The 22,063-nt window shown below is 46.4% G+C and carries 16 protein-coding genes; all 16 read right to left on the reverse strand.

The genetic code is table 11. The features are described from left to right. Nucleotides 1–339: 339 nt before the first annotated feature. The 16 genes from VNM22_09005 to VNM22_09080 all read right to left on the reverse strand — a co-directional run bounded on the left by VNM22_09005 (nt 340) and on the right by VNM22_09080 (nt 22,050). A complete protein-coding gene (locus tag VNM22_09005; protein ID HWP47285.1) occupies nt 340–1,770 on the reverse strand; it encodes an undecaprenyl-phosphate glucose phosphotransferase in 1,431 nt (476 codons plus the stop codon). Nucleotides 1,771–1,938: 168 nt separating this feature from the next. Further along, complete coding sequence (locus VNM22_09010) at nt 1,939–2,685, reverse strand: WecB/TagA/CpsF family glycosyltransferase (GenBank protein ID HWP47286.1); 747 nt, start codon at nt 2,683–2,685, stop codon at nt 1,939–1,941. Nucleotides 2,686–2,694: 9 nt separating this feature from the next. Next, on the reverse strand, nt 2,695–3,888 hold the full coding sequence (locus VNM22_09015; GenBank protein HWP47287.1) for a hypothetical protein: 1,194 nt from the start codon (nt 3,886–3,888) through the stop codon (nt 2,695–2,697). Then, nucleotides 3,878–6,037, reverse strand: a complete 2,160-nt coding sequence (locus VNM22_09020) for a bi-domain-containing oxidoreductase (protein HWP47288.1) — start codon at nt 6,035–6,037, stop codon at nt 3,878–3,880. Before VNM22_09020 ends, VNM22_09015 begins: the two co-directional genes overlap by 11 nt. Continuing rightward, nucleotides 6,025–6,927: a class I SAM-dependent methyltransferase gene (locus tag VNM22_09025; protein HWP47289.1), complete on the reverse strand. Its 903-nt coding sequence runs from the start codon at nt 6,925–6,927 to the stop codon at nt 6,025–6,027. The genes VNM22_09020 and VNM22_09025 overlap by 13 nt, the downstream gene beginning before the upstream one ends. A gap of 29 nt (nt 6,928–6,956) precedes the next feature. Beyond that, nucleotides 6,957–8,849, reverse strand: coding sequence for an asparagine synthase (glutamine-hydrolyzing) (gene asnB / locus VNM22_09030; protein HWP47290.1), 1,893 nt, complete (start codon nt 8,847–8,849; stop codon nt 6,957–6,959). Continuing rightward, nucleotides 8,837–11,329 carry a glycosyltransferase gene (locus VNM22_09035; protein ID HWP47291.1) on the reverse strand — a complete coding sequence of 831 codons (2,493 nt, stop codon included), beginning with the start codon at nt 11,327–11,329 and terminating at the stop codon, nt 8,837–8,839. The genes asnB (VNM22_09030) and VNM22_09035 overlap by 13 nt, the downstream gene beginning before the upstream one ends. Then, complete coding sequence (locus tag VNM22_09040; GenBank protein ID HWP47292.1) at nt 11,326–12,402, reverse strand: glycosyltransferase; 1,077 nt, start codon at nt 12,400–12,402, stop codon at nt 11,326–11,328. The genes VNM22_09035 and VNM22_09040 overlap by 4 nt, the downstream gene beginning before the upstream one ends. Next, nucleotides 12,399–13,586, reverse strand: a complete 1,188-nt coding sequence (locus tag VNM22_09045) for a hypothetical protein (protein HWP47293.1) — start codon at nt 13,584–13,586, stop codon at nt 12,399–12,401. Before VNM22_09045 ends, VNM22_09040 begins: the two co-directional genes overlap by 4 nt. 14 nt (nt 13,587–13,600) lie before the next feature. After that, nucleotides 13,601–14,698 (reverse strand): UDP-N-acetylglucosamine 2-epimerase (non-hydrolyzing), encoded by a 1,098-nt coding sequence (wecB, locus tag VNM22_09050; GenBank protein ID HWP47294.1) that lies wholly within the window; start codon nt 14,696–14,698, stop codon nt 13,601–13,603. Nucleotides 14,699–14,708: 10 nt separating this feature from the next. Then, nucleotides 14,709–16,682, reverse strand: coding sequence for an asparagine synthase (glutamine-hydrolyzing) (gene asnB, locus VNM22_09055; protein HWP47295.1), 1,974 nt, complete (start codon nt 16,680–16,682; stop codon nt 14,709–14,711). 95 nt (nt 16,683–16,777) lie between these two features. Beyond that, nucleotides 16,778–18,028: a glycosyltransferase gene (locus VNM22_09060; protein HWP47296.1), complete on the reverse strand. Its 1,251-nt coding sequence runs from the start codon at nt 18,026–18,028 to the stop codon at nt 16,778–16,780. 1 nt (nt 18,029) lies between these two features. After that, nucleotides 18,030–19,544, reverse strand: a complete 1,515-nt coding sequence (locus tag VNM22_09065; protein HWP47297.1) for a flippase — start codon at nt 19,542–19,544, stop codon at nt 18,030–18,032. An 86-nt stretch (nt 19,545–19,630) separates the two neighbouring features. Further along, nucleotides 19,631–20,191 (reverse strand): Uma2 family endonuclease, encoded by a 561-nt coding sequence (locus VNM22_09070; protein ID HWP47298.1) that lies wholly within the window; start codon nt 20,189–20,191, stop codon nt 19,631–19,633. A gap of 261 nt (nt 20,192–20,452) precedes the next feature. Continuing rightward, nucleotides 20,453–20,893, reverse strand: a complete 441-nt coding sequence (locus VNM22_09075) for a Uma2 family endonuclease (protein HWP47299.1) — start codon at nt 20,891–20,893, stop codon at nt 20,453–20,455. Between the two features lie 23 nt (nt 20,894–20,916). Continuing rightward, the gene (locus VNM22_09080; protein ID HWP47300.1) at nt 20,917–22,050 is read right to left on the reverse strand and encodes a DegT/DnrJ/EryC1/StrS family aminotransferase; all 1,134 of its coding nucleotides are present in this window, start codon (nt 22,048–22,050) and stop codon (nt 20,917–20,919) included. Nucleotides 22,051–22,063 lie beyond the last annotated feature (13 nt).

The raw sequence follows: 22,063 nt of genomic DNA on the forward strand, positions 1-22,063 counted from the left end.
CTGACCCCCTTCCCGATGCAGGAAGGGGGAATTTGGGGGTTACCTATGTCCCCCCTCTCCTCTTCCCTCACAGGGAAAGGGAGTCGAAGGGATCCGCGCCAGGATAAGCTGAAAAACCCTGTCAGGGGCGAACAGTGGATAGCCCCCGACATAAGTCGGGAGATTCAGAATTTTTTTCAAGCTCCGAAGGAAGCCCCCCTTCCCCCGCATGGGGGAGGAATTAAGGAGTGGCCTGTTAAACAGGTTGCCCCGCTGGGGCTAACCTTGAAAGCCATCCCCGTATCTCCGTGTCTCCGCGTCCCCCCGCGTCCCCCCCCCATCCCCGCGTCTCCGTGTCCCTCACCTGGCTCCCTTTCCCAATAATACGACCGGAATAGTCTTCAGTAAGATTTTCCAATCCAGCTTTAAAGACCAATTATCGATATATTGGAGATCGAGCCTCATCCATTCCTCAAAGCTATCAATTTCGTTACGCCCCCGAATTTGCCAGAAGCAGGTCAGACCCGGCTTCATGCTGAGTCGTCGCCGCTGCCACCTCTCATATTTTTCTACCTCAGATGGAATGGGAGGCCTTGGACCTACCAGGCTCATATCTCCTTTCAGGACGTTCCATAACTGGGGTAATTCATCGATACTGGTCTTTCGGAGGAACTTTCCAAGTTTGGTGACCCGCGGATCGTTGGTTATTTTAAAAACAGGGCCTTGCATTTCGTTGAGATGGAGTAAATCTTCTCGTCGCTGTTCGGCATCTTGAACCATAGAGCGAAACTTAAGAAAGGTAAAACGTCTTCCATTTAGTCCACAACGTTCCTGCTTAAAGAGGACAGGACCTGGGGAAGTCAGTTTAATAGCCAAAGCCACGATCAGAAACAAAGGTGAGAGCAGAACCAGGGCTACGAAAGAGACCACAATATCTATAATCCGTTTGATCACCAGGTGAGAGGTTTTGTAAGGAGTCGTTGTAAAGGTCAGGAGCGGGACCCCATGAATCTCGTTCAGTCGGGTTTTGGCGATGATCATGTTGAAAAAATCGGCAACCAGATGGGTACGGATGCCGAATTCCTCACAGACTTTTAGAGCTTCTTCGATGCTTGCTAAGTCTTCTTTGGGCAAGGTGAAGATGACTTCATCGACTACTTCCCGATCTAAAAGGAAAGGAATATCCTTCAGGGTTCCTATAACTTTTTTCCCCTTGATCTCTTTACCTATCGAATCCGGATCTTTGCCGATGAATCCCATGACCCGGAATCCCCATTCAGGGTGTTCCATCATCAGAGTGGCCAGATCCTGAGCTTTCTCTCCGGTCCCTACCAGGAGAACATTTCTAAAATTAAATCCTTTTCTGTAAAAATGGTCGGAGCTTATTTTAAAGAGGATGCGTGCAGAGGTTAGCAGAAGGAAATTAAAAATTCCGAATAACAAAACTAAAGGCCGGCTGTAGTAATCGGCTTTAGTGAAAAATATAATCGTACCTAAAATCAGGGTGCCCAGGAAACTGGATTTAAAAATTTTCCATGCGAGATTCGAAAGTTTTATGGTTAATTGAGAGTGATAGACTCCCTGCCGGAAAAGAACAAACAACCAGAGAGGGATGGCTAAATAGACCAACCAGAAATAGGGTTCAAAGGAAGCAATTTCCCCGACCTCGTGATAATAGGTAAAGAGAAAGGAATTCCGAACATGACCGGCAAGGATAAAAGAAATTACGATAAGGAGGATATCAACAGCTACCAAAGTCGATCCGATTAAAACAGCTCTTTCTTTTAACATAGGGTCGATATGACAAAGAATCCGTTAAATATCAGATTTCTGTTTTAAACACAGAGAAGAAGGTTTTTTATTCTGACCAGCCGTTTTCGGGTGTATATCCGAGATTTACGTAATAAGGGATGAAATCACAAAATAGATAGAATTGTCAAGACAAAAGATAAATTTAATTTATACTTTATTACGTTTTCCCAATTTCTCCCGAAGGAGCATCCAAACAAATAGGCTATTTGTGACGAGGTAACGCTTCCACATTCGCTGGGGTTCTTGAACGATACGATAGAACCACTCCAATCCCATCTTTTGCATCCAGTTCGGCGCCCTTTTGGTTTTCCCGGCCATGATGTCAAAGGCGCCTCCGACTCCCATCGCAAAGCCAACGCCGAGTTGCTTTTGCCAGCGTGCGATAAACTGCTCTTTTTTAGGTGAGGTAATTGCTACAAAGAGCATGCGGGCTCCGGATTCACGGATCTTACGTACTACTTCTTCTTCATTATCCCAGAAATACCCATGGTGATAGCCTGCGATAATCAGGCGAGGATAGATCTTTTGTGCCCTTTCAACCGCACGTATAACCACCTCCGATTCAGCTCCCAGAAAAAAGACCGGATCTTCGCGTTCCTCTGCCAGGGCGAGTAAGCGATAAAACAGATCGATCCCGGCAACCCGTTCAGGCACATCGAGACCTAATAACCAGGCTCCCCATACCACTCCCATTCCATCGATATTGATAATATCACAACGCAAAACGGCATTGCGTAGAGCCGGATCCCTTTGGATATTTACCATTTTTGCCACATTTACCACCGCATGCTGGGTAAAAAGTCCGGCGTCCAGACGCCTGGCAATTTCCTCCACCGTCTCCTTCATGGTCCAGGGGTGCATGGGCACCCCCATCATCTGAATGGGGGGTCGCATACATTAATTTTACCTAAGTTGGGATACCAATGAAGCTAAACTTAAGAACATCCAGGCATTGGACCAACGCATATAAGGAATTCGGTTGGTCCCCCACTTTTTCATTTGATAGTAAAAATAACCTTCCTTTGCCTGCATATGCTGAATTGCCCATAAGGCAACCTGCATGGCCAGATCCATATCTCCAAAATGGATAAGGGTCAGGATAGATTGGGCAATAGCCGTAGAGTCAATGGGATAAGTTTTGGTTGAGTAATACCTCGGAATACCTTCACTTGTAAAAAACGTCTTACGGTAATACCGATATCCTCTTTGTAAAGCTTCCTCGTACCCGCTAGCTCCGGTGGAAAGAATAAATTCTTGTAAGCTATCGAGAACATACCCGGTATGGTAGTTATCTATCCAGGTGCGGGTATCTCCTTTGGCATAAGACCAGGATCCATCCGGTTTTTGATTTCTTACAACATACTTTACCGTCTGTGTCGCTGCTTCTTTCAAATCCGGTTCACCTGTGACGGAATATACCTGCGCCAGAAGTCGGGCCCCCTTCATCGTTGCATTGTAAACCCGCTGCCTGTCTAAGGGGGAGTAAGAAAAACAGAAAGAGTCATCTTCGTAAGTTCGATTGAGATCGTATAAAACGAAATCACAGGCACTTCGACAAAGTTGTAAAGGTACCCGGTCAGGGATAGTTTTTACCTCTGCCTGCGCATGCTTATATAAAGAAAACAGAGCCTGGGTGATAATACCGGTTACCACAATATTTGGAATAAATGCCGGAACCCTTGCATATCGTGCTTCCCAATCAAAGCTGTATCCCCAACAAGTACCGCTATATCCCTTGGATTGGAGCCTTTCTAACTCGTTGATACAAAATTGAATCTCTTTTAAATACCATTCTTTTTTTTCAGGAAAGACCGAAAGTAAATACCCATAGGCTTGCAGGCATAAACCTAACGTGGTAGGCTCATAACTCTTTTTAATTCCCAGTAAAGGTCTCACATTGATTGGAAACCGCTTTAAGAGCTGCTGGGTCCCAAGTCTTATCACTTTACGGTTCTTCAAAATGGGCAATCGGAAGATAGGTGAGGTTAAGGCATCGTAGGGATCATAACCCTTATACCTCTCCTGCAGAATATAGTGTTCTAATTTTAATAAAGCCTCAAGAAGTCTACGTCTCTCGGTCTGCACTTTAAATTTCACAAGGAATACCCCTTTGCAAGGATTCTACAATCTTGAACGTGGTTAAGGTGGTAGAGTAAATCGATTCAAATGAAAATTGAGGCACTTGTTCGCCTAAAATAACCTTCACAAAATGTTCGATCTCCTGTTTGTGACCCTTGGTACCGTCATACTTTACTTTTTTCTTTTTGCCTTTATGATAAAAGAAAACTTCCTTGAAGTTATCCAGGATGGCTGTTTTACCACTTGAATAGACTTCACAGTACTCCTTTTCTACCGAACGATCTCCGTTAGCTAAATACAAAAGATTTCCAACCGAACCATCAGAGAATTTAAGACTCACGGTTATATTATCGTGATTTTCTACCTGCGAATTCTGAGAGCCTATGGATTCTGCGTAGACCCGGACCGGCTTGGCTTCAAGGAGAAACATCATACAGTCTATAAAATGACACCCCTCCCCGATGATTCTTCCTCCTTGTGCAGGATCCTGGATCCAGCTTGTTTTAGGAATAAACCCGGCATGAACGCGATAGGTTATCACAAAGGGTTCTGGAGTATCCTTGAAAAAATCTTTTATTTCTTTGAACGGTTGACTAAATCTTCGGTTAAAACCGACCATGAGATGTGAACCCTGGAGAGCAGATTGGGTTTCGTACAGATCTTTTATTTCTTTTAATTGAGTTTCAGAGATGGCTAGAGGTTTTTCTACGAAAACATGTTTACCTTTCTTGAGAGCCTCCATTACATAGTGAGCGTGGGAATCATGTCGGGTAGCTATAAAAATAGTATTGATCTCCGGGTCATTAATGATCTCCTCGGCCTGGGTTGTACAGTACTCAAATCGAAACTTCTTACCTACCGATCGGGCATTGATCGGTTTTGAGGTTGCAACGCCTTTGAGTCGGACCCCTAACTTTTGCAAGGGGGGTATCAAATAAGATTGTGCAAAATTTCCTGCACCGATAAAACCTGCCACCAACCGAGGGGGATAAAAATCAGCCTTTGCCTTTTGGAATAATTCGATCTTTTTTATGTCCGGCTTCTTAATTTTTTCGCTACCGGGATATTCGATCAGAATCCCCAGGTGCTTCTCTTTAACCTTTCCGGTCAGGATATCATAGGCCTGAAGGGCCTCTTGAAGGGGAAACTTATGGGTGATTAAGGATTGCACATCGAGCTTTTTTTGGGAGATTAAGTCCAGAACCGCTTCCATATTTCGGTTTTCTGTCCAGCGCACATAGCCGATGGGATAATCATTTCCTTTTTCCTCGTATTCTGGATCGTATCGACCGGGCCCGGAGGAGCAGGAGATCCTTAATTCCAGTTCTTTTTCATAAAAGGGGGAACGGGGAACGTCCATTCCCACTGCGCCCACCACCACCACTTTGGATTTCTTTCTGGCAAATTGCAAGGCCAATTCTAAGGGTTCATTGGACTTTGTTGCCGCGGTAATAATAACGGCGTCGGTTCCATAACCCTTCGTAAAAGCCTCAACAACTTTTTCGGCATCTGGGGTACCGGGGGTACACGCCTCACAGCCGAGCTTCTTTGCAAGTTCAAAGTTGTCTTCAGAAATATCCAGACCGATCACCCGGCATCCATTCGCCTTCAAGAGTTGTACCGTTATCAGGCCTATCAATCCCAGGCCGATGACGGCTACCTGCTCACCGAGTCGTACATCCGCCTGGCGTACGCCTTGTAAAGCAATGGCTCCCAGCGTCGTAAAGGCAGCTTCTTCAAAGGAAACTTCAGCAGGTATCTTTACAACCAGATTTTTAGGCACGAAAACGAACTCGGCATGGTAGGCATAGCCGGCACAGGCCACCCGGTCCCCCGGTTTAAAAGCAGTAACCGAGGATTCCATCACCACACCGGCAGAGCTATATCCTAACTCTTTATAATTATCCAGCCGGTTTTGGACTTTCTCGTAGGTAGCCAGTAATCCTTCCCTTTTTACGTTATCTATCACCTGCCTGACCAGATCGGGACGTGATCTGGCTTTACCGATCAGAGAGGCCTGGGCCGTCTCGACAGAGGTTCTTTCTGTTCCCGAGCTGATCAATGAAAAAACATTTTGTACCAGAACCCCACCGTCCTTTAACCGGGGGGCCGGAACCTCTTCAATAAACATTTCTCCGGTTTTTTGATATTGGATTATCTGGAGCATGATTTGATCCCTTTGATCCACAAATGCCAGCCATATCGGGAAGCTATTTTCTTTTTCATGTTCGCCGAAAGAAGACTTCGGAGGATCGGAAAATGCCGTTCATTCAAAAAATGTTTTGAGAAACTTAGATGTTTAAACCCTGAAAACAGTTCTGCCGCTTCGGATTGGCTGAAGACTGAAGAAAATACATTATCAGGACCATCGGTAGCCTTATGAATAAAATTCTCCATTTTCAGATAAGCCAGGCCGTCTTGCAGGAGATAACAGCGATGTTTTTCCAATCTTTCCATGTCTTCATGGGTCAATTTCGCCACCAGCCTGGACATGCCCGGGAAGAATAAAAGAAAAATCCCCAGCCGCCGGATGAATCGAATGGATATCTGATAATTTATGGAATTTCGATGGTACAGCATAACGACCACCAGACCCCCTTCCCGTAAAACCCGATGAATTTCACGGATAATAGTTCTGATACAGGGTGAATGATGCAGGACCCCATGGGAAAAAACAATATCAAACGATTCATCCGGGAAATCTAACCTTTCCGCATCCATGACCTGCAGGCTTTCGTAGGGAAGAGAGAATAATTCACATCGCAGCCTCACCCGGGTAACACTTTCTTGGGTCAGATCGATTCCATTATAAATAGCTCCGGCTTCAATAATTTTCTGGGCCTCAGCACCCTGGCCCATACCTATTTCCAAAACGCGCTTCCCTTTAAAATTGATTTTTTCTATTTCCTCTAAAATATGCGGTTCGTGGTTATATCTGAAACGATCGTAACGGATAAAAAAATCCTTCCACTCGGAAACGGGGACAAAGTTGCTTCCAACGGGATGTTTTTCCCAGAATTGGGCAATCTGCTCAGAGGTAAACTTTCCGGTATTCATCGATTGTCAAACGGGGACGTTTGACCTACCTATTTCCCAAAAAAGATTCGAAACCAAACCTCACAGGTAAGCAAAGTCCATAAAATATGGGCGTTGTCTTCTAACCCGCTCCGGTCTTTTTCAATCAATTCAGAAACATAGCCGGGATTATAAAGCCCTCGGGCTTTTAAGGACTCTTCTGAAAGCAACTCTCCCACCATGGTTGAAAGAGGGCCACGAATCCAGGAACGGAGAGGCGAGCCGAAGGGTGCCTTGGGACGATACACAATATGTCTGGGTAAATACTTTTCGGCCACTTTTTTCAGTAAATATTTTTGTGTATACCCCCGAATCCTGTATTTCGGTGGAAGAGAAAACATAAACTCTACGATCCGGTGGTCTGTTAAGGGGGGACGACTTTCTATACCGGCTGCCATGGTTGCTTTATCGGAATAGGTTAAATTGTGCTCAGGTAAAAAGACTTTGGTATCATTCAGACACATCTTTGTAAGGTAGGAAATCCCTTTAAGATTAAAAACCTCTTTTTGGGATTGATAAAAGTAAGTCTCTTCATAGCGAGGGCCGTTTAGAAAAAGTTTCTGATATTCTCCTCGAGAAAGGGATAAATCCGAAGTGAGGTACCGTTCCATTTGTGGGAGCGAGGCGAAGGAGAAAAAACGTTTAGACCAGCGGAGTGTTTTTAATCCCCGGGTCGAGGTTGCCACTGGGATATGATCAAAGATTTTTTCAATCCAGGTTCTCAGAATGCCGGGTACTAGGCTTTGATAGACGTCTGCCTGTAAACAGGCCAGTTGCTTTCGATAGCCTCCAAAAATTTCATCTCCTCCCATTCCGTTGAGCAACACCACAATTCCCAGATCCCGTGCAGCTTTTGAGATAAGATAGGTATTGATAGCCGCCGGATCTGCCAGAGGTTCGTCTAAATGCCAGACTAATTTGGGAAGTAATTCTGCAAGGTCCGGCTTTATTTCAAATTCATGGTACCGAAAATCCAGTTGTTCTGCAACCTGTCGGGCATAAATATGATCCTCAACGATTTTCTCGAATTTCTGATCGGCTTCTGAAAACTTTATGGTAAAGGAGTGAATATCCTGGCGGGTATTCTGTCTCATTCCTGCGCCGATAAGAGAAGAATCTAATCCACCGCTTAAAAAGACGCCGACCGGAACATCTGCTATCATCTGGAGACGGACGGCATCTTGAAGAAGCCCATCTAACCGTTCCCATACCTTCCGTTCGGAAACATCCTCATCTTCCAGGGCTTTGATCTCCCAGTAGGGGGTAATGGTTAATCGGTCATCTTTGAAAACAAGATAGTGGGCGGGTGGGAGTTTGAGGATGTTTTCAAATCCCGTATAGGGGGAAATTTGAAACCGTGTAGGAGTATGAAGGGCATAATAATCCGGCCTTTTTTCCACCAGAGAGGAAGCCAGGATAGCTTTGATCTCGGAGGCAAAAATGAAGGTTTTATCTTTATGGTAATAGTAAAATGGCTTAATCCCCATTCGATCCCGGGCGGCAAATAATTTTCGTGAACGGGTATCATAGATGGCAAAGGCAAACATCCCGTTGAATTTTTCCAGGCATTTTTCTCCCCAGGCTTCATAGGCTTTCAGAATGACCTCGGTATCACTCTGGGACTTGAACCTGTATCCTTTGTTTAGCAACTCTTTTCTAATTTCCCGGTAGTTGTAAACCTCCCCGTTGTAGGTAATCCACAGATTACCGGAGTCATTGGACATGGGTTGATGGCCCAGCGGCGAGAGATCCAGAATACTTAATCGCCGATGTCCTATTCCGGTTCTGAGATCATCCCACCATTGGATACCTTCATCATCGGGCCCCCGATGTTGCTGGATATAAACCATGCGGCGCAGGGCCTCGTAATTTCCTCCGTGAATGATACCTGCTATGCCACACATACGGGATCTAAGACGGTTTTGAAGATCTGGATTGCCTTTTCCAGAATACGCCGGGGGGTGTAACACGCCTCGTATCTTTTTCTTCCGGCCTTTCCCATTTGGGTGAGAAGTTTCGGGTTCTTCAGGAGAAACAAAATAGCTTCTGCAAGTTTTTCCGGATTTTGCTTTTCTACCAGAATCCCCGTAACCCCATCGATGACCGTTTCATCAATAACCCCCACGTTTTTTGTGGAAATAACTGGACAGCCTGCGGCCATGGCCTCAAGAATTACTAAAGGCTGTCCTTCGTACCAACTGGGGAACACAAATAAATCTGTGTCGTTAAGCAGGCGGAATTTGTCCTCCGCTGCTGTTATTTGACCTAAGTATACCACGGCTCCCTTTAAAGCCTTTACAGACTCATCAAATTTACGTTGAATGGTTTCACACCTCAGGGAGGTAAAGGGATCATCTACAAACTTTCCAGCTACTTGTAAGATAAATTCTCCCGGCGCTTTTTCATTTACCATTTTAATGGCCTCAAGTAAATCGAATATTCCCCTCGATTCGTATAAGTTTCCCAAGTAAGTCAGGACTTTTTGCTGTTTATGATCGTGTTTCTGAAAATTTTGACTATCCTGAAAGACAACAAAGTTAGGAAGTACAAAGATTCTATCAGGAGGTAGCCATCCCTCGAAAATCCATCGTAATTTATCTCCCAGGACGATGGCCCCATCGCAGGCCCTTAGGGTCACATCAATGAATTTTTTAATATATCCGGGAGATTGATCGTAGAAGTTACGGAAATAACTTCCATGGAGATGGATTACTAGCCGGGTTTTAAACATTTTTCCCAGGAGTATAAAAAGCCCATCTCGTAAGTAAGCGAGGGTATTTTGGGCTATAGGAATATAAATAATCTCCGGTTTATATTTTATACAAAAATAAGCTTCCTGGACTAGGGAACTAAAGGCGGTAAAGAGATTTTTAAAATCCAATTTTCCCAGGTTATTAAGGTCATTTCTTTTATCCGATGTTTCCACGTGGAGAACTTCAAGTGCCGGACAGGTCGCCAGGGTTTCTAAAAAATCTTTAAAATAAATATTGGAGCCATGATAAGGTGGTGGGGTTGACCCGATTAATAAAATTTTCATCTTTTTAGAACCTTCAGCCCCCGAGTCTATGCCGACACTTTGATCACCGATTTGCATTTTTTCCCGTTTCTTAAGCGATTTTAATTTGTATACCATTCCCGCAAAAAACCACATAAAAAATCCATAATAGGGATTCTCTAATACAACGTTGAAAAAAGCAAATACGGTCATGGCTAAAAGGGACATGCCGGCTACTATTATGAACGGATCCTTTTCTTTCAAACTTATCCTGAGGGCCTGTCCAAAAAAGAGGACTATAAAAAATAGACCCAGGAAGCCCGTTTTGTACAAAACTGCAATAAAGCTATTATGGAATCCAATAACCGCTGCCGTCAACAGGTTCCCCGGTTTATCTGCTAACTCCAGTGGAGTGAGGGAAAACCCTTTACCCCACAATAAGTCGCCGGAATTTGTAGAAATGTCTGATAAAACCTTTTGCCAATAGGCCAGCCTTCCGGCGGCATTGGGATCATCCTTTGGGGTAAAAACAGAATACAGTCGATTATATATGGCCGACACACCCGTCAATCCGGTCTTGCCAAAATAACCAGCAGAAAGGATAAGCATTATGCTCCCCAAGCCCCCCAGGACTATGATCCTGGGAAGTCCTTTCAAAAAACGTACAGGTCTTGTTAAGACAAACATTACAGGCGTAACGGCAAAGGCTATTATAGCAGATCGATGAAAATAAAAGAGTAGTACCCAACAGAGACAGAGGATTAGCCAGATAAGGGGTCTGATCGGAGTTCGTCTTCGGCTTAAAATTTCTGAGAGAGCCCAGGAGAAAACAAAAAAGTAAACTCCAAAATTCCCAAGCCCAAGGTAGTAAATACCCGGGGTAGAAGTTATAGACCCAAAATGGATGCCGGATATACTGGTCGGTAGGTTTATAAGGGTAAGAATCCAACTGAATAGAACGGACAATTTGGCCACCTGGATAATCTTTTTAACATCCTTGCTCGACTTTAGAAAGTCACAGGTGACAAAGGCCAGGAGGATATAGAAAAACATCGTAGAATATCTCAAAGCAAAAGCATCTGGCTTTCTCACGAGATTTAGAATTCCCAGGGCCAGAATTCCGGAAACAACCGTAACCGAGAAAGGATAGACTAAAAACTTTTCTCCCCTGAGGGCCTGGGAAACCTTATAAAGGAACCATATGAAAATAAGAAGCTCGGTTGGAAGAAGAGGAATACTTCCGGGAACCAGGACATATTTAGCGAAAGTCGAACTCAACACACTGAGCAAAATAAAATAAAGCAAGAAAGAAACCCGGAAAATGGTACTCAAAGCAGTAAATAAGAGGACATAAAGTCCAGAGCTGATCGAAGATGATTTACCGATCATAGGGATATTCCCAAGACTTTACGGAAAAACAAAAGTTTTTCCCTTTCTTTAAGGCCCACATCCAGGTGGGTTATCTCCTGGCGGGGGACCCTTTGACCTTTCCAGGTATTTACGAATTGCTCTATAGCAGAGACCTGTTCTCTGGCCCCTTGAGGGGTATTGGGTAGACGGAGCAGATAAGGTACAGGTTGTGGAAAGTCCGTATCCTGATAGCCGATGATGGCCGGAATTCCATAAGCCAGGTATTCCCGGACCTTGAGGGGAGAGGCTTCATCCATCTTTTTTCGATACAGGGCTAAAGTTCCTATGGCTATATCGGATTGAGCCAGGATTTTCTCATACCGGGTACGGTTTAACAGACCATGTGCCGATAGATTGGGAAGCGATTTCCCCCGTAAATCAGGATCGGAGGCTTCCACACCGATTAAATCAAAATGCCAGGAGGTGAAGTGACCGGCCAGCCAGAAGATTTGGTCAATCCCATGCCAGGAGTGTCCGGGAGAACCTAAAAAAACAAGCCTGGGATTGGGATTTTTGGGAACAGGAAGCGGAGAATAGCGGGAAAGATCGATCCCGTTTGCGACTACCACCATGGGCTTTCGGTAGGGGCTCAGTCTCTCCGCAATTTCATGGGAAACACAAACCAAACCACAGGCTTTTCTTAAGATCCGGTCTCGGGTTAAAAGATGATAGAGATATCTAAACCTGGAATAGCGGGTACGGGCCTCTGCAAGATCATCGGTATTCATCTCCAGAAAAGTGGGAACAGAGGCCATGAGCCGTTCCAGGGAAGGATAATAGGTGCTAAAGCGCAGATACGTCAGGTCGGGTTTCCAGGCAAGGATATGCTGGACGATCTCATGGGCCTTAAGAAACCGGCTGAGAAGGGTACCCCTGGAAACCACTTCCATGGAAAGCCGGTTTAAGTCTTCCCAGATTTGGGAGCCCGGTGAGAGGGCAAAGAGTTTCACTTCATTTCCCTCCCGGATCCAAACCTCTATCTGGTCCAGGATTTTCTTCAGAATGCCGCTTTCCCGGCTTAAATCCCAATGGATGAGATAAGCAATTTTCATCGGCGGGTTTCTCCTAAAAGCTGTTGATATAACTCAACCACTTTACCCATCTCTGTATCGGCGTTGAGCTGCCTGGCCACCTCCCGTGCAGCCTGTTGCATAGCCATTAATTGGTTTATGTTCAGTTGATTCAACATATGGGCTACATCGGAAGGATTAAAGGTCGGCGCCACACAACCAAAGCCATATTGACGAACCAGTTCGGCCATGGAGGGTGACGGTCCAATACATACTGCCAGACCTGCTACGATAAAGTCAAAAAATTTATTAGGAAGGGCTGCGCTATTATTGAAATTACCGGGCTCAAGGAGATAGAAACCCATATCATACTCCGAGATTCGTTCCACAACTTCTCCAGGGGCCACCGGATTATGGAAAAAGACCCGACCTGGAGCCACCTCATCGGCCAGCTTTTTGAGATATTGCAAATAAGAGGGATCATTATCCATAAGCATAAAATGCAGACTATACCGTCGATCACACCAAGCTAATGTTTCTATCATCCTCTCCAACCGTCGATCTCGTATCGAAGAACCATGGTGGATTAATCGAATGTCATCGGGATTTAATTTCTTAGGTGCCACATCTACATACTCCGGCGCGTTGAGTACCACCAGGGGATTTAAATTAAATTCTTGCCGGTATCTCTTTGCAAGAAGCGGAGCTACGGTCGTCGAAGCGTCTATCCAGTGGGCATATCTGTGCAGAATATAACGGATAGCCGGTGAATAAAGCAATCGCCAGTATCGGCGATCTTCAAACTCAAGGGGTCCATACTCATGGGCATCAAACACCAGTCTGGCCTGATGTCTTCTGGCTGCCTCAGCAGCTACCGGCAGGGCTTCCCAATCATTGGCATGAAAGGCATCACCTGGACTTGCCATGGCATGTTCAAGCGCCTGCCTGTGATGTAGTCTTCTCCAGTACCAATAATCATAGAAAGAGGGTCGCAATCTTCCCAATAGCATCAGTAAAATCAGTTCACTAAACTTCTGGGTCAGGGTGAGGGGTTTTCTAACCACAGATATCCACTTAATGCCTTGTTTATCCTTCCAGTCCGGATGAGGCGGGCCGTAGCCGATAACGGTTAAGTCGTACACCCGGGAAAGATATTTAATCTGCCTCAGCACCCGTCCATCCCGGTAGATAGGCGAAAAAGAGATAATACAGACGGATTTTTTCATCTTTTACAAAGCATTCAGGAGGCCTTTAACAGTTCCGAAATGATTAATCCGGCAGCCTTTCCATCGCCATAAAGCCCCACAGGATAAGGTAATTCCCTTGGGGAGGTTAGTACCGTCTTGATACTTTCAGCTATCAGTTGGGCACTCACAGGAGGAACCAGTTGATTCCAGCCTAAATTTACCAATTCCACCCATTCGGTTTCCTCTCGTAAGGTTATGCAGGGAACCCGATAGAAGAAGGCTTCCTTTTGGACCCCTCCCGAGTCTGTAACAATTACCCGGGCCTGTTTCTCCAGCAGAACCATATCCAGATATCCCACCGGTTCCATAAATCGGACAAAACGGGATACTTCTCCCAACAGATCTTCTTGTTGGAGCACGGTACGGGTACGGGGGTGAAGAGGTAAAATGAAGGGGATATCCCTGGCCACAGAAACCAACCCCTCAAAAATAGTCCGTAATCGGGCAGGATTATCGGTATTTTCCGCCCGATGGATGGTGCACAGGATATATCCCTTCGATTCCAGACCCAGTTGTTCCAGAATGCGGCTTTCCTTCTCGGCTTTAGCTCCGTAATAGAGGGCTGCATCGTACATGACGTCTCCGACCAGACGGATTTTATTTTCAGAAATTCCTTCCCGGTGTAGATTGTTCACCGCAGTCTGGGTTGGAGCGAAAAGCAAATCAGAAGCATGATCGGTCAGAACCCGATTGATTTCCTCCGGCATCCGCCGATTGAACGAACGTAGACCTGCCTCTACATGGGCTACCGGAATATGGAGTTTGACAGCGGCCAGGGCTCCGGCCAGTGTAGAGTTGGTATCGCCATAAACCAATACCCATTGAGGTTTTTCCTTGAGCAAAACCTGCTCAATCTCTTCCAGCATTCGTCCAGTTTGGAATCCATGGGTTCCCGAACCTATTCCGAGGTGATAATCCGGTTGAGGAATTTCCAGTTCCTCAAAAAATATCCTGGACAGATTATCATCATAATGCTGGTCTGTATGAACCAATATCTCCTTTATTCCCTGGGTGGTACCTGTGATTCGAGAGATGGTTGCTGCTTTAATAAACTGAGGTCGCGCCCCAACGATGGTTATAATCCGTAGCACTTTACCCTCCTTACTTGAAATTAACCCCATATTGCTCAACCCATCGGATCAGGTTAATCCAGCGCCATACCCGAAAATCGAAATGCTTATTTCCCTGGAGAATGGCCTGCCATTCCCTTTTTATTTCCTTCAAGTTCAACACCGGGATCTGTAAAGCCGTTTCACTTTGCAGGACTTTTTCTATCCAGGATTGCAGGCCGATTAGCCAGTCCTGCTCGGGTGTAGCAAAGCCGATTTTATCCCGACGATCCAAAACCGTATCCGGGACCAGACCCCGCATAGCCCGTCGAAATATAGATTTGCTGGTACCATCTGGAGCGATGATATATTCTTCGGGTAGAGAAAGAATAAAGTTTACCAAGGTTTGTGTCAGGAAAGGCACCCGACTCTCGATGGAAAAGGCCATGGAGTTACGATCTTCATAACGGAGCAGCATAGGAAGGCTTGTTTCTGTAACCGTCTGATAAAGGTGTTCTCGTAAGACTTCTCGCCGGTAACTTTGTTGAAGAGGTCTGAGGATCACACCTCGTTCACCGAGCCAGGTGGCATTCAACCAGGGAGGAGCCAGATCCTTTCCGATCAATCGTCTGGCTAAAATCTGGAAACGGGCAGGGATCAGTACTCCTGCGGTGTTAAGAAGAAGATCCAGATGGCTGGATCCGGGCAATTTTGAAGCATGGCGTAAGAACCGACCTGCCTTGATCCATTGTCCCTGGTTTAATAGAGAAGCCAGTCGGGAGGCCAGATAAGGTCGGTATCCCCCCAGGAGTTCATCGGCTCCCTGTCCATCCAGCATAACCTTGATGCCGGCTTCATGGGCGAGCCGGAATACCCGGTACTGGGCATAAATACTGGTACTACCAAACGGTTCATCCTGGATAGAGATGAGATGTTCCAGATCTGTGGTGAGTTCCTGGGGTCCCGGTTGGATCTTATGGACTACCGCTCCGGAGGCTTTACCTATCAGGTCTACCCAGGGTTCCTCATTGATAGTTGGATGGTCGGCTATATGGCTGAAAGTATGAAGTTCAAGCTCTTTACCCTGGATATGCCGCATCGCCATGACAATGGAAGAAGAGTCGATACCACCGGAAAGGGCCGCTCCTACCGGGACATCACTTCGCAAATGGAGTCGAACGTTCTCCAAAAAGAGTTCTCGCAATTGCCGGGAGGCTTCTTCAAATGAAAGTTCAAGCCGTGAATTCGGATCTATCTGCCAGTAACGTAGGGGCTTAACCCCCTGGGGACGGTCCAAAGGAATTTCGAGATAATGGGCTGCGGGGAGTTGGTAGATCTGGGCAAAAAGAGTTTCCCGACCATGATCAGTAAGGCCAAAACGCAAATAATCATAGAGTCGCTGCGGGTTAACCTGACGGTCCACTTCAGGAAGTTCAAGAAGGGCTTTGATTTCAGAGGCAAAGGCAAAGCCCTCCTGCAGAAAAGTATAGTACAGGGGCTTAATACCGAAAAAATCACGGGCTAAAAATACCTTTTGTTCCCGGGTATCCAGGATGGCCCATGCAAACATGCCGGTCAATCGAGTGAGGGCCTGAAGTCCCCAGTGACAGTAGGCCGTGAGCAATACCTCCGTATCGGAATGGGTATAAAACCGATATCCGGCAGTTTCCAGCTCCCGACGTAATTCCAGATAATTATATATCTCCCCATTAAAGACAATCCAAAACCGACCATCTGGACTCCCCATGGGTTGATGACCCCCAGGGGAAAGATCCAGAATGGCCAGACGTCGGAAACCTAGCACCCCGTTGAACGGGTGATCAAAGAATTCCTCAATACCGGGTAGACTGAGTCGTGGATCGGTATCTCTACCCCCACAGGGTATTCTTCTCCCGGATGGCACATGGACCAGTAAATAACCCTCATCATCCGGTCCACGATGGCGCAGGCAGGCTGTGACCCGTTGAGCCATTTCCAGATCTACCGATTTGTTACCTGTATACCAGATACCAAAGATCCCGCACATGATTGAACTCCTTCTAAAAACCGTCTATCCGGTAGGGGCGCAATACCTTGTGCCCGTACTAGTTTCCTTATTTTGCAAATTTTGTAAACTTTAATTTAAAGTTTTACCCATACCTCCTCATAGACTCGGGATATATTTCGCAGAAAGGCCTCTTCACCAAATCGATCTTTCACACTCTGGCGTATCAGGTGGGGATCATATTTAACTTTTCCTAAAATAAACCTTTCCATGGCATCGGCAAGGGCTTCTGGATTGGCCACTTCCACCAGTATCCCTGTATTGGGCGTTACCGTATATTCAGGACCTCCACAGCGGGTTGAAATGACCGGTTTACCGCAGGCCATTGCCTCGCACAGCGCAATACAAAAAGATTCATGGAGACTGGGCATCACAAAAACATCACATTGCTGAATCCAGTTCCTGACTTCCAGGGGGGTCAGTAAACCCAAGAAACGACATCGATCCGATAGCCCTGAGGCCCGGGCCATCTGTTCCAGCCTGGGCCGTTCCGGGCCATCTCCGCCGATGATCAATTCAAAGGACTGTACTCCCCGCTGCACAAGGAGTTTTGCAGCCTCCAGCAGATAAACAAGTCCCTTGACTTCTGTCAGTAACGCGATAGACAGAAAGCGCGTTAAGGATCCAGCAGGTTGTCCGGCTTTATCGCCTGAGACTACAAAGAATTCCGTCTTGACAACTTCGCCTATAACACTGACCGGAATGGGATTCTGGACGGCCTGGATTTGTCGTAACAGAGCAGGACTTACTGCAATAACATGGTTAACTTGTTGGAATGTTGTTTTCACCAAATACCGTTGATAGTGGGTTTGCAGGTGCACGGAAAACGGGCCGGAATGTTCAGTCAGCACCACGGGAACACCGTATCGTTTCCCTAAATTGGCAGCGGCCCATCCCCCAGGCAAGACCACGTGGGCATGGATAATATCCGGTTTGCCCCATGTGGCGAGTATTGCCTCAAAACCCCGTTTGGCTGCCCGACCATAACTATCAAAATACCAGGCATAAATAATATCTTCAACATCCCTATAAATTTCAGGATGGTGTCTGGTCACCCGATGATAGATCTCATACACCTGGGCCAGGACCCGGGGCTTATAGATCAATCCTCGCTCACGGTAAACGGTTAATCCTGCACGCTGCTCTATGTGCGATTTTGGTCCTGCACGCCCTTTTAAAACTTCCCGCCATCCGGCCGGTTTCGGCACCAAGACCGTTACATCGTATTTCCTGGATAAAATTACAGCCTGGTCCTGAATAAAGATACCGCTAACCGGAGAAGTATCAGTGGGATACCAGGAGGCCAGAATGAGAACTTTTCGCTTCATCTCAACCTTCCTTTTGAGGGGATGTACGCTTGACTAGCTTCTGCAATAATAAAATAACCCCTCCTATATCTTCTGAAGTCAGTAACAGGACCTGCCGGACAGGTACTTTCGATTTTCGGGTGAAGATTTCCAGGGTCAAAAGAGCACTTATAGAGTAAGAGAAAGTACTGGCTATTGCAGCCCCGAAGATATCGAAGCGTGGAATTAACCATAAATCGAAGATAACCGTTACAACCAGTCCCACCGAAGAAACGGCCAAATTAAGCTGGGGTTTTCCGATTCCGGCGATGTATGAGGCAAGAACATTTACCACACTAAAGGCGACAATCCCAGGTAACAACCCCAGAAGCGGAGTTATACTTTGTCGAAAAGCTTCACCGTATACCCATGGCAATATCTGATCGGCAAGTAAAGCCAAGAATAGAGCCGATATAAAGCTTAGCCAGAAACTGACACGGGTGATTTGAGTTGTACGGGTCACATTCTCCGAGACGATATCCTGCAAAGCAGCGACTCTAGGCAGCAGGACGGTAGCCGCTGCATTAGAGATTAACCAGATGAGCTGGGCCAGGCTGACGGCAAGCGTATAAAGTCCAACCCCTTTTACACCGACGAAGAAGCTGACAATGAAAACATCCAGACGATAGTTAAGGAACTGGATTAGGTTAGCCAGGTAACAGGGAAAGGCATATCTCAGAATCTCTCCGAAGCCACTGGTATCCCGTGTCGATAAGTAGAATAAAGACCTCCACGGAGAGGAAGGTGAGGGGCTTTCCGGGGTAGGTTTGTTGGATCTGACCTCTCCGACTCCCTCACCCCCTTTCCCCCTCTCCTGAAGCTTCAGGAGAGGGGGGGAGGAGGGGTATAATACTCTCAAGAAGATGAGATTGGTTAAAATTATTACGGCTACATTGATCCATATAAATATGGGTGGCGAAGGTTGGTGTTTTAGTAAGATCAGAATTCCAATTCCGGCCAGTAGCAAAACGGGTTGCAGTACCCGACTCAAGAGATCAGCCTTGTTAGCCAGGGTAATTTGTTGAAGACCGATCAATATGGCACGCCAGTAGCCGGATAACAGACTAAAAACAAGAGAAATAACGATGGCCGTGATGATCCCGTTTCCCGTCTGAGGAGGTAAGAACAGAGTAGAATAACCGGTATATGGAAGAGTATATAGCAACATGACCGCTAGAAGACCTTGCAGCAGAGCGGTCAATATCAACTTCAAAAACAGTAAATCGAGAGCCGCCTTCCCTCGTGCCACCACGTAGGTTATACCCGATGGGATTGAAAAACCCAGTATCATACTTAATAACGTCGTGGTTACCAATACCAGATCATAGCTACCCTTGCCGGCCGGACCCAGTGTTCGAGCAATCAAAATACTGCTTACGAGTCCTAATGGGATCGAAATAACACTGGTTCCCAGGGTATGAAGGCTACTGAACCACAACGAGGTTTTGGTAGTAGACCAGATGGTGGAATTTTCCAACGAACCCTCTTTGCTATTCATGGCTTATGTAAATTTTGTTACGAAGGTTGGGTGTTACGAACCCTCTCATGGACCCGGGGTCATCTGGAATCCCAAATTTTTCTATTTCATCCCAGGATATCTTGGACGGCCAATCCCACATCGGGGAAGGCCTGAGGAAAAAGGTTTTGATCACACTGAAATCGTTTAATTTCCAGGTATCCTTGAGGTGATGGCTTCTGGTAGACTTCGATACAATCTGCGGTCAGGTCTACCAGCCAGACCTCCGGAATCCCAGACTTTGCGTACAAAGGTATCTTTACTTCTCGGTCGTAGGTTAAAGGAGTGTCGGCTACTTCCACAACAGGCAGGACATCCTGGGGTTGGGGATGGGCTTGAGCATAGAAATCGCTACGTGGTCGAAGCAAGGCCAGATCTGGCTGCAGTTCTGAGTGTTCACTTAAATAAATGGGATTCTGAACACTTACTATAGCACGTTCTCCTACCCATTGAGAGAAGAGTCGGGTCAAACGATTTACACAAGCGGCATGTTGACTGCCGATCGGAGGCACTTCTACAATCTCTCCTTTGATGAGTTCCACCCGATCATCCTCCGAGAGGATTCCGGCCTTTGCCATTTGATGGTATTCTTCTACCGTAAAAAGACGCTTTGAAACTTGCGTGGACATGACCAGCCTCGTTATAAGGAGGTTACAAATCTTTAGGTTCTACCCCCAGAGCTTGCAGTTGGGCTACCAGACTTTCTGCGCGTTGTCGTTCCTGCTCACGTTGTGCTACAACTGGAGGGGCGCACGGCCGTGCGCCCGTACTAGGTAGCGAAAGGTTCACCATCGGGTTGATATAATCGCAGCTCCCCCTCCTCCAATTCAAACTATACTCCCAGAAGGGGGCTGACCCATCCCACCATTTGTTCAATTTCCTCCAATTCCTCACCAAATCTGGCCAACTGCGTACGGGCGCACGGCCGTGCGCCCCTCCAAATCCGGATCGTACGCATAATACTCTTCTACGTAACGTTCATAAAAGCGGAACTTGCGTGTCATCTCGGCCAGGGTATTACTGGGTGACAGAATTTCAAACACAACCTGGGGCGGGATTCCCCCCTCCTGCCATTGTAAATACGAACCCCGGTCCCCCTTGGGTCGTCCAAAGACCACCATTATGTCCGGAACCGTACGAATATCAGGTCGACCTTCCACAGGATACCACAACAAGTTGCCGGCTCCAAACACATCTTCCCGCTCGCGAAAGAGCGCCTCCAGTCCCTTCTCAATGGTTACAATCCAACGGAATTGCTTGGTATTATCGGCTATGGGTCGTCCATCACTTTCTGGATAGATTATCGGTCTGGTTAGTAAAGATACGGCCATAGGAGTTTGATCCCTCTTAAAGGTTAATCAGTAAAAGCTTCCAGGATGTATTCCTGGTCCTCGGTGCTTAAATACGGATGCATCGGCAGGCTAAAGATGGAATTAGCTATCTTTTCGCTCACCGGAAAATCACCCTGTTTATAACTTAGACTACGAAAGGCTTCCTGTAAATGGAGAGGTTTAGGGTAATAAATGGCCGTTGGAATTCCTTTCAGTTTAAGTTTTTTCATCAGGTTGTCCCGATTATCGCTCAGTACAGAATATTGGGCCCACACGCTGGTTCGATCCGGTTCTATCCAGGGGGTTATGACCCTTCCTTGCAGTCCTTCAGAGTATTTCCGGGCAACTTCATGGCGAAGAGCAATTTCCTCTTCGAAGATTTCCAACTTAGCCAGTAGAATTGCTGCTTGCAGAGTATCCAACCTTCCGTTGATTCCAATCCGAATATTATCATACTTATCGAGTCCCTTCCCGTGCACTCTGATGGATCGAAGTTTCTCGGCGAGGGTATCATCATTACAGAACAGAGCCCCCCCATCTCCATAGCATCCCAAGGGTTTTGCAGGAAAAAATGAAGTAGCTCCGATATCTCCCAGGTTTCCGGCTTTCCGCCCTTTGTACTCTGCGCCAAAAGACTGGGCTGCGTCTTCCAGGACAAATAACCCATAGACTTCTGCAACCTTTCGGATAGCTTCATAATCGGCGGGTTGACCAAAGAGATCCACCGGGATAATTCCCCTGGGTCGAAGCGACCCATTTCTTTGAATAAAGGTATGGAGGGTTTCTTGTAATTTTTGGGCATCCAGATTAAATGTTTTAGGGTCTATATCCACAAAAACGGGCGTAGCGCCCAGGAGTGAAATAACTTCTGCCGTAGCGATAAAGGTAAAAGGTGTCGTAAAAATGGCATCTCCGGGTCCTACGTTATAGGCCATGAGTGCCATCAGGAGGGCATCGGTACCACTTGCACAGGTGATACAGTATTTACTACCCACCAGGTGGGCGAGTCGCTCTTCCAATTCTTGTACCTCGGGTCCCAGGATATAAATACCATGGTCAAGAACCCTCTTTATGCGTTTTTCCAGGATATCACGGATACGATTTTGTTGAGCTTTCAGATCGATAAATTCGATTTTATGTTTTCCGGTGGCAATCATTTTTCTCCTCAAG

The sequence above is a fragment of the Candidatus Limnocylindrales bacterium genome, from assembly GCA_035559535.1.
Taxonomy (GTDB): domain Bacteria; phylum Moduliflexota; class Moduliflexia; order Moduliflexales; family JAUQPW01; genus JAUQPW01.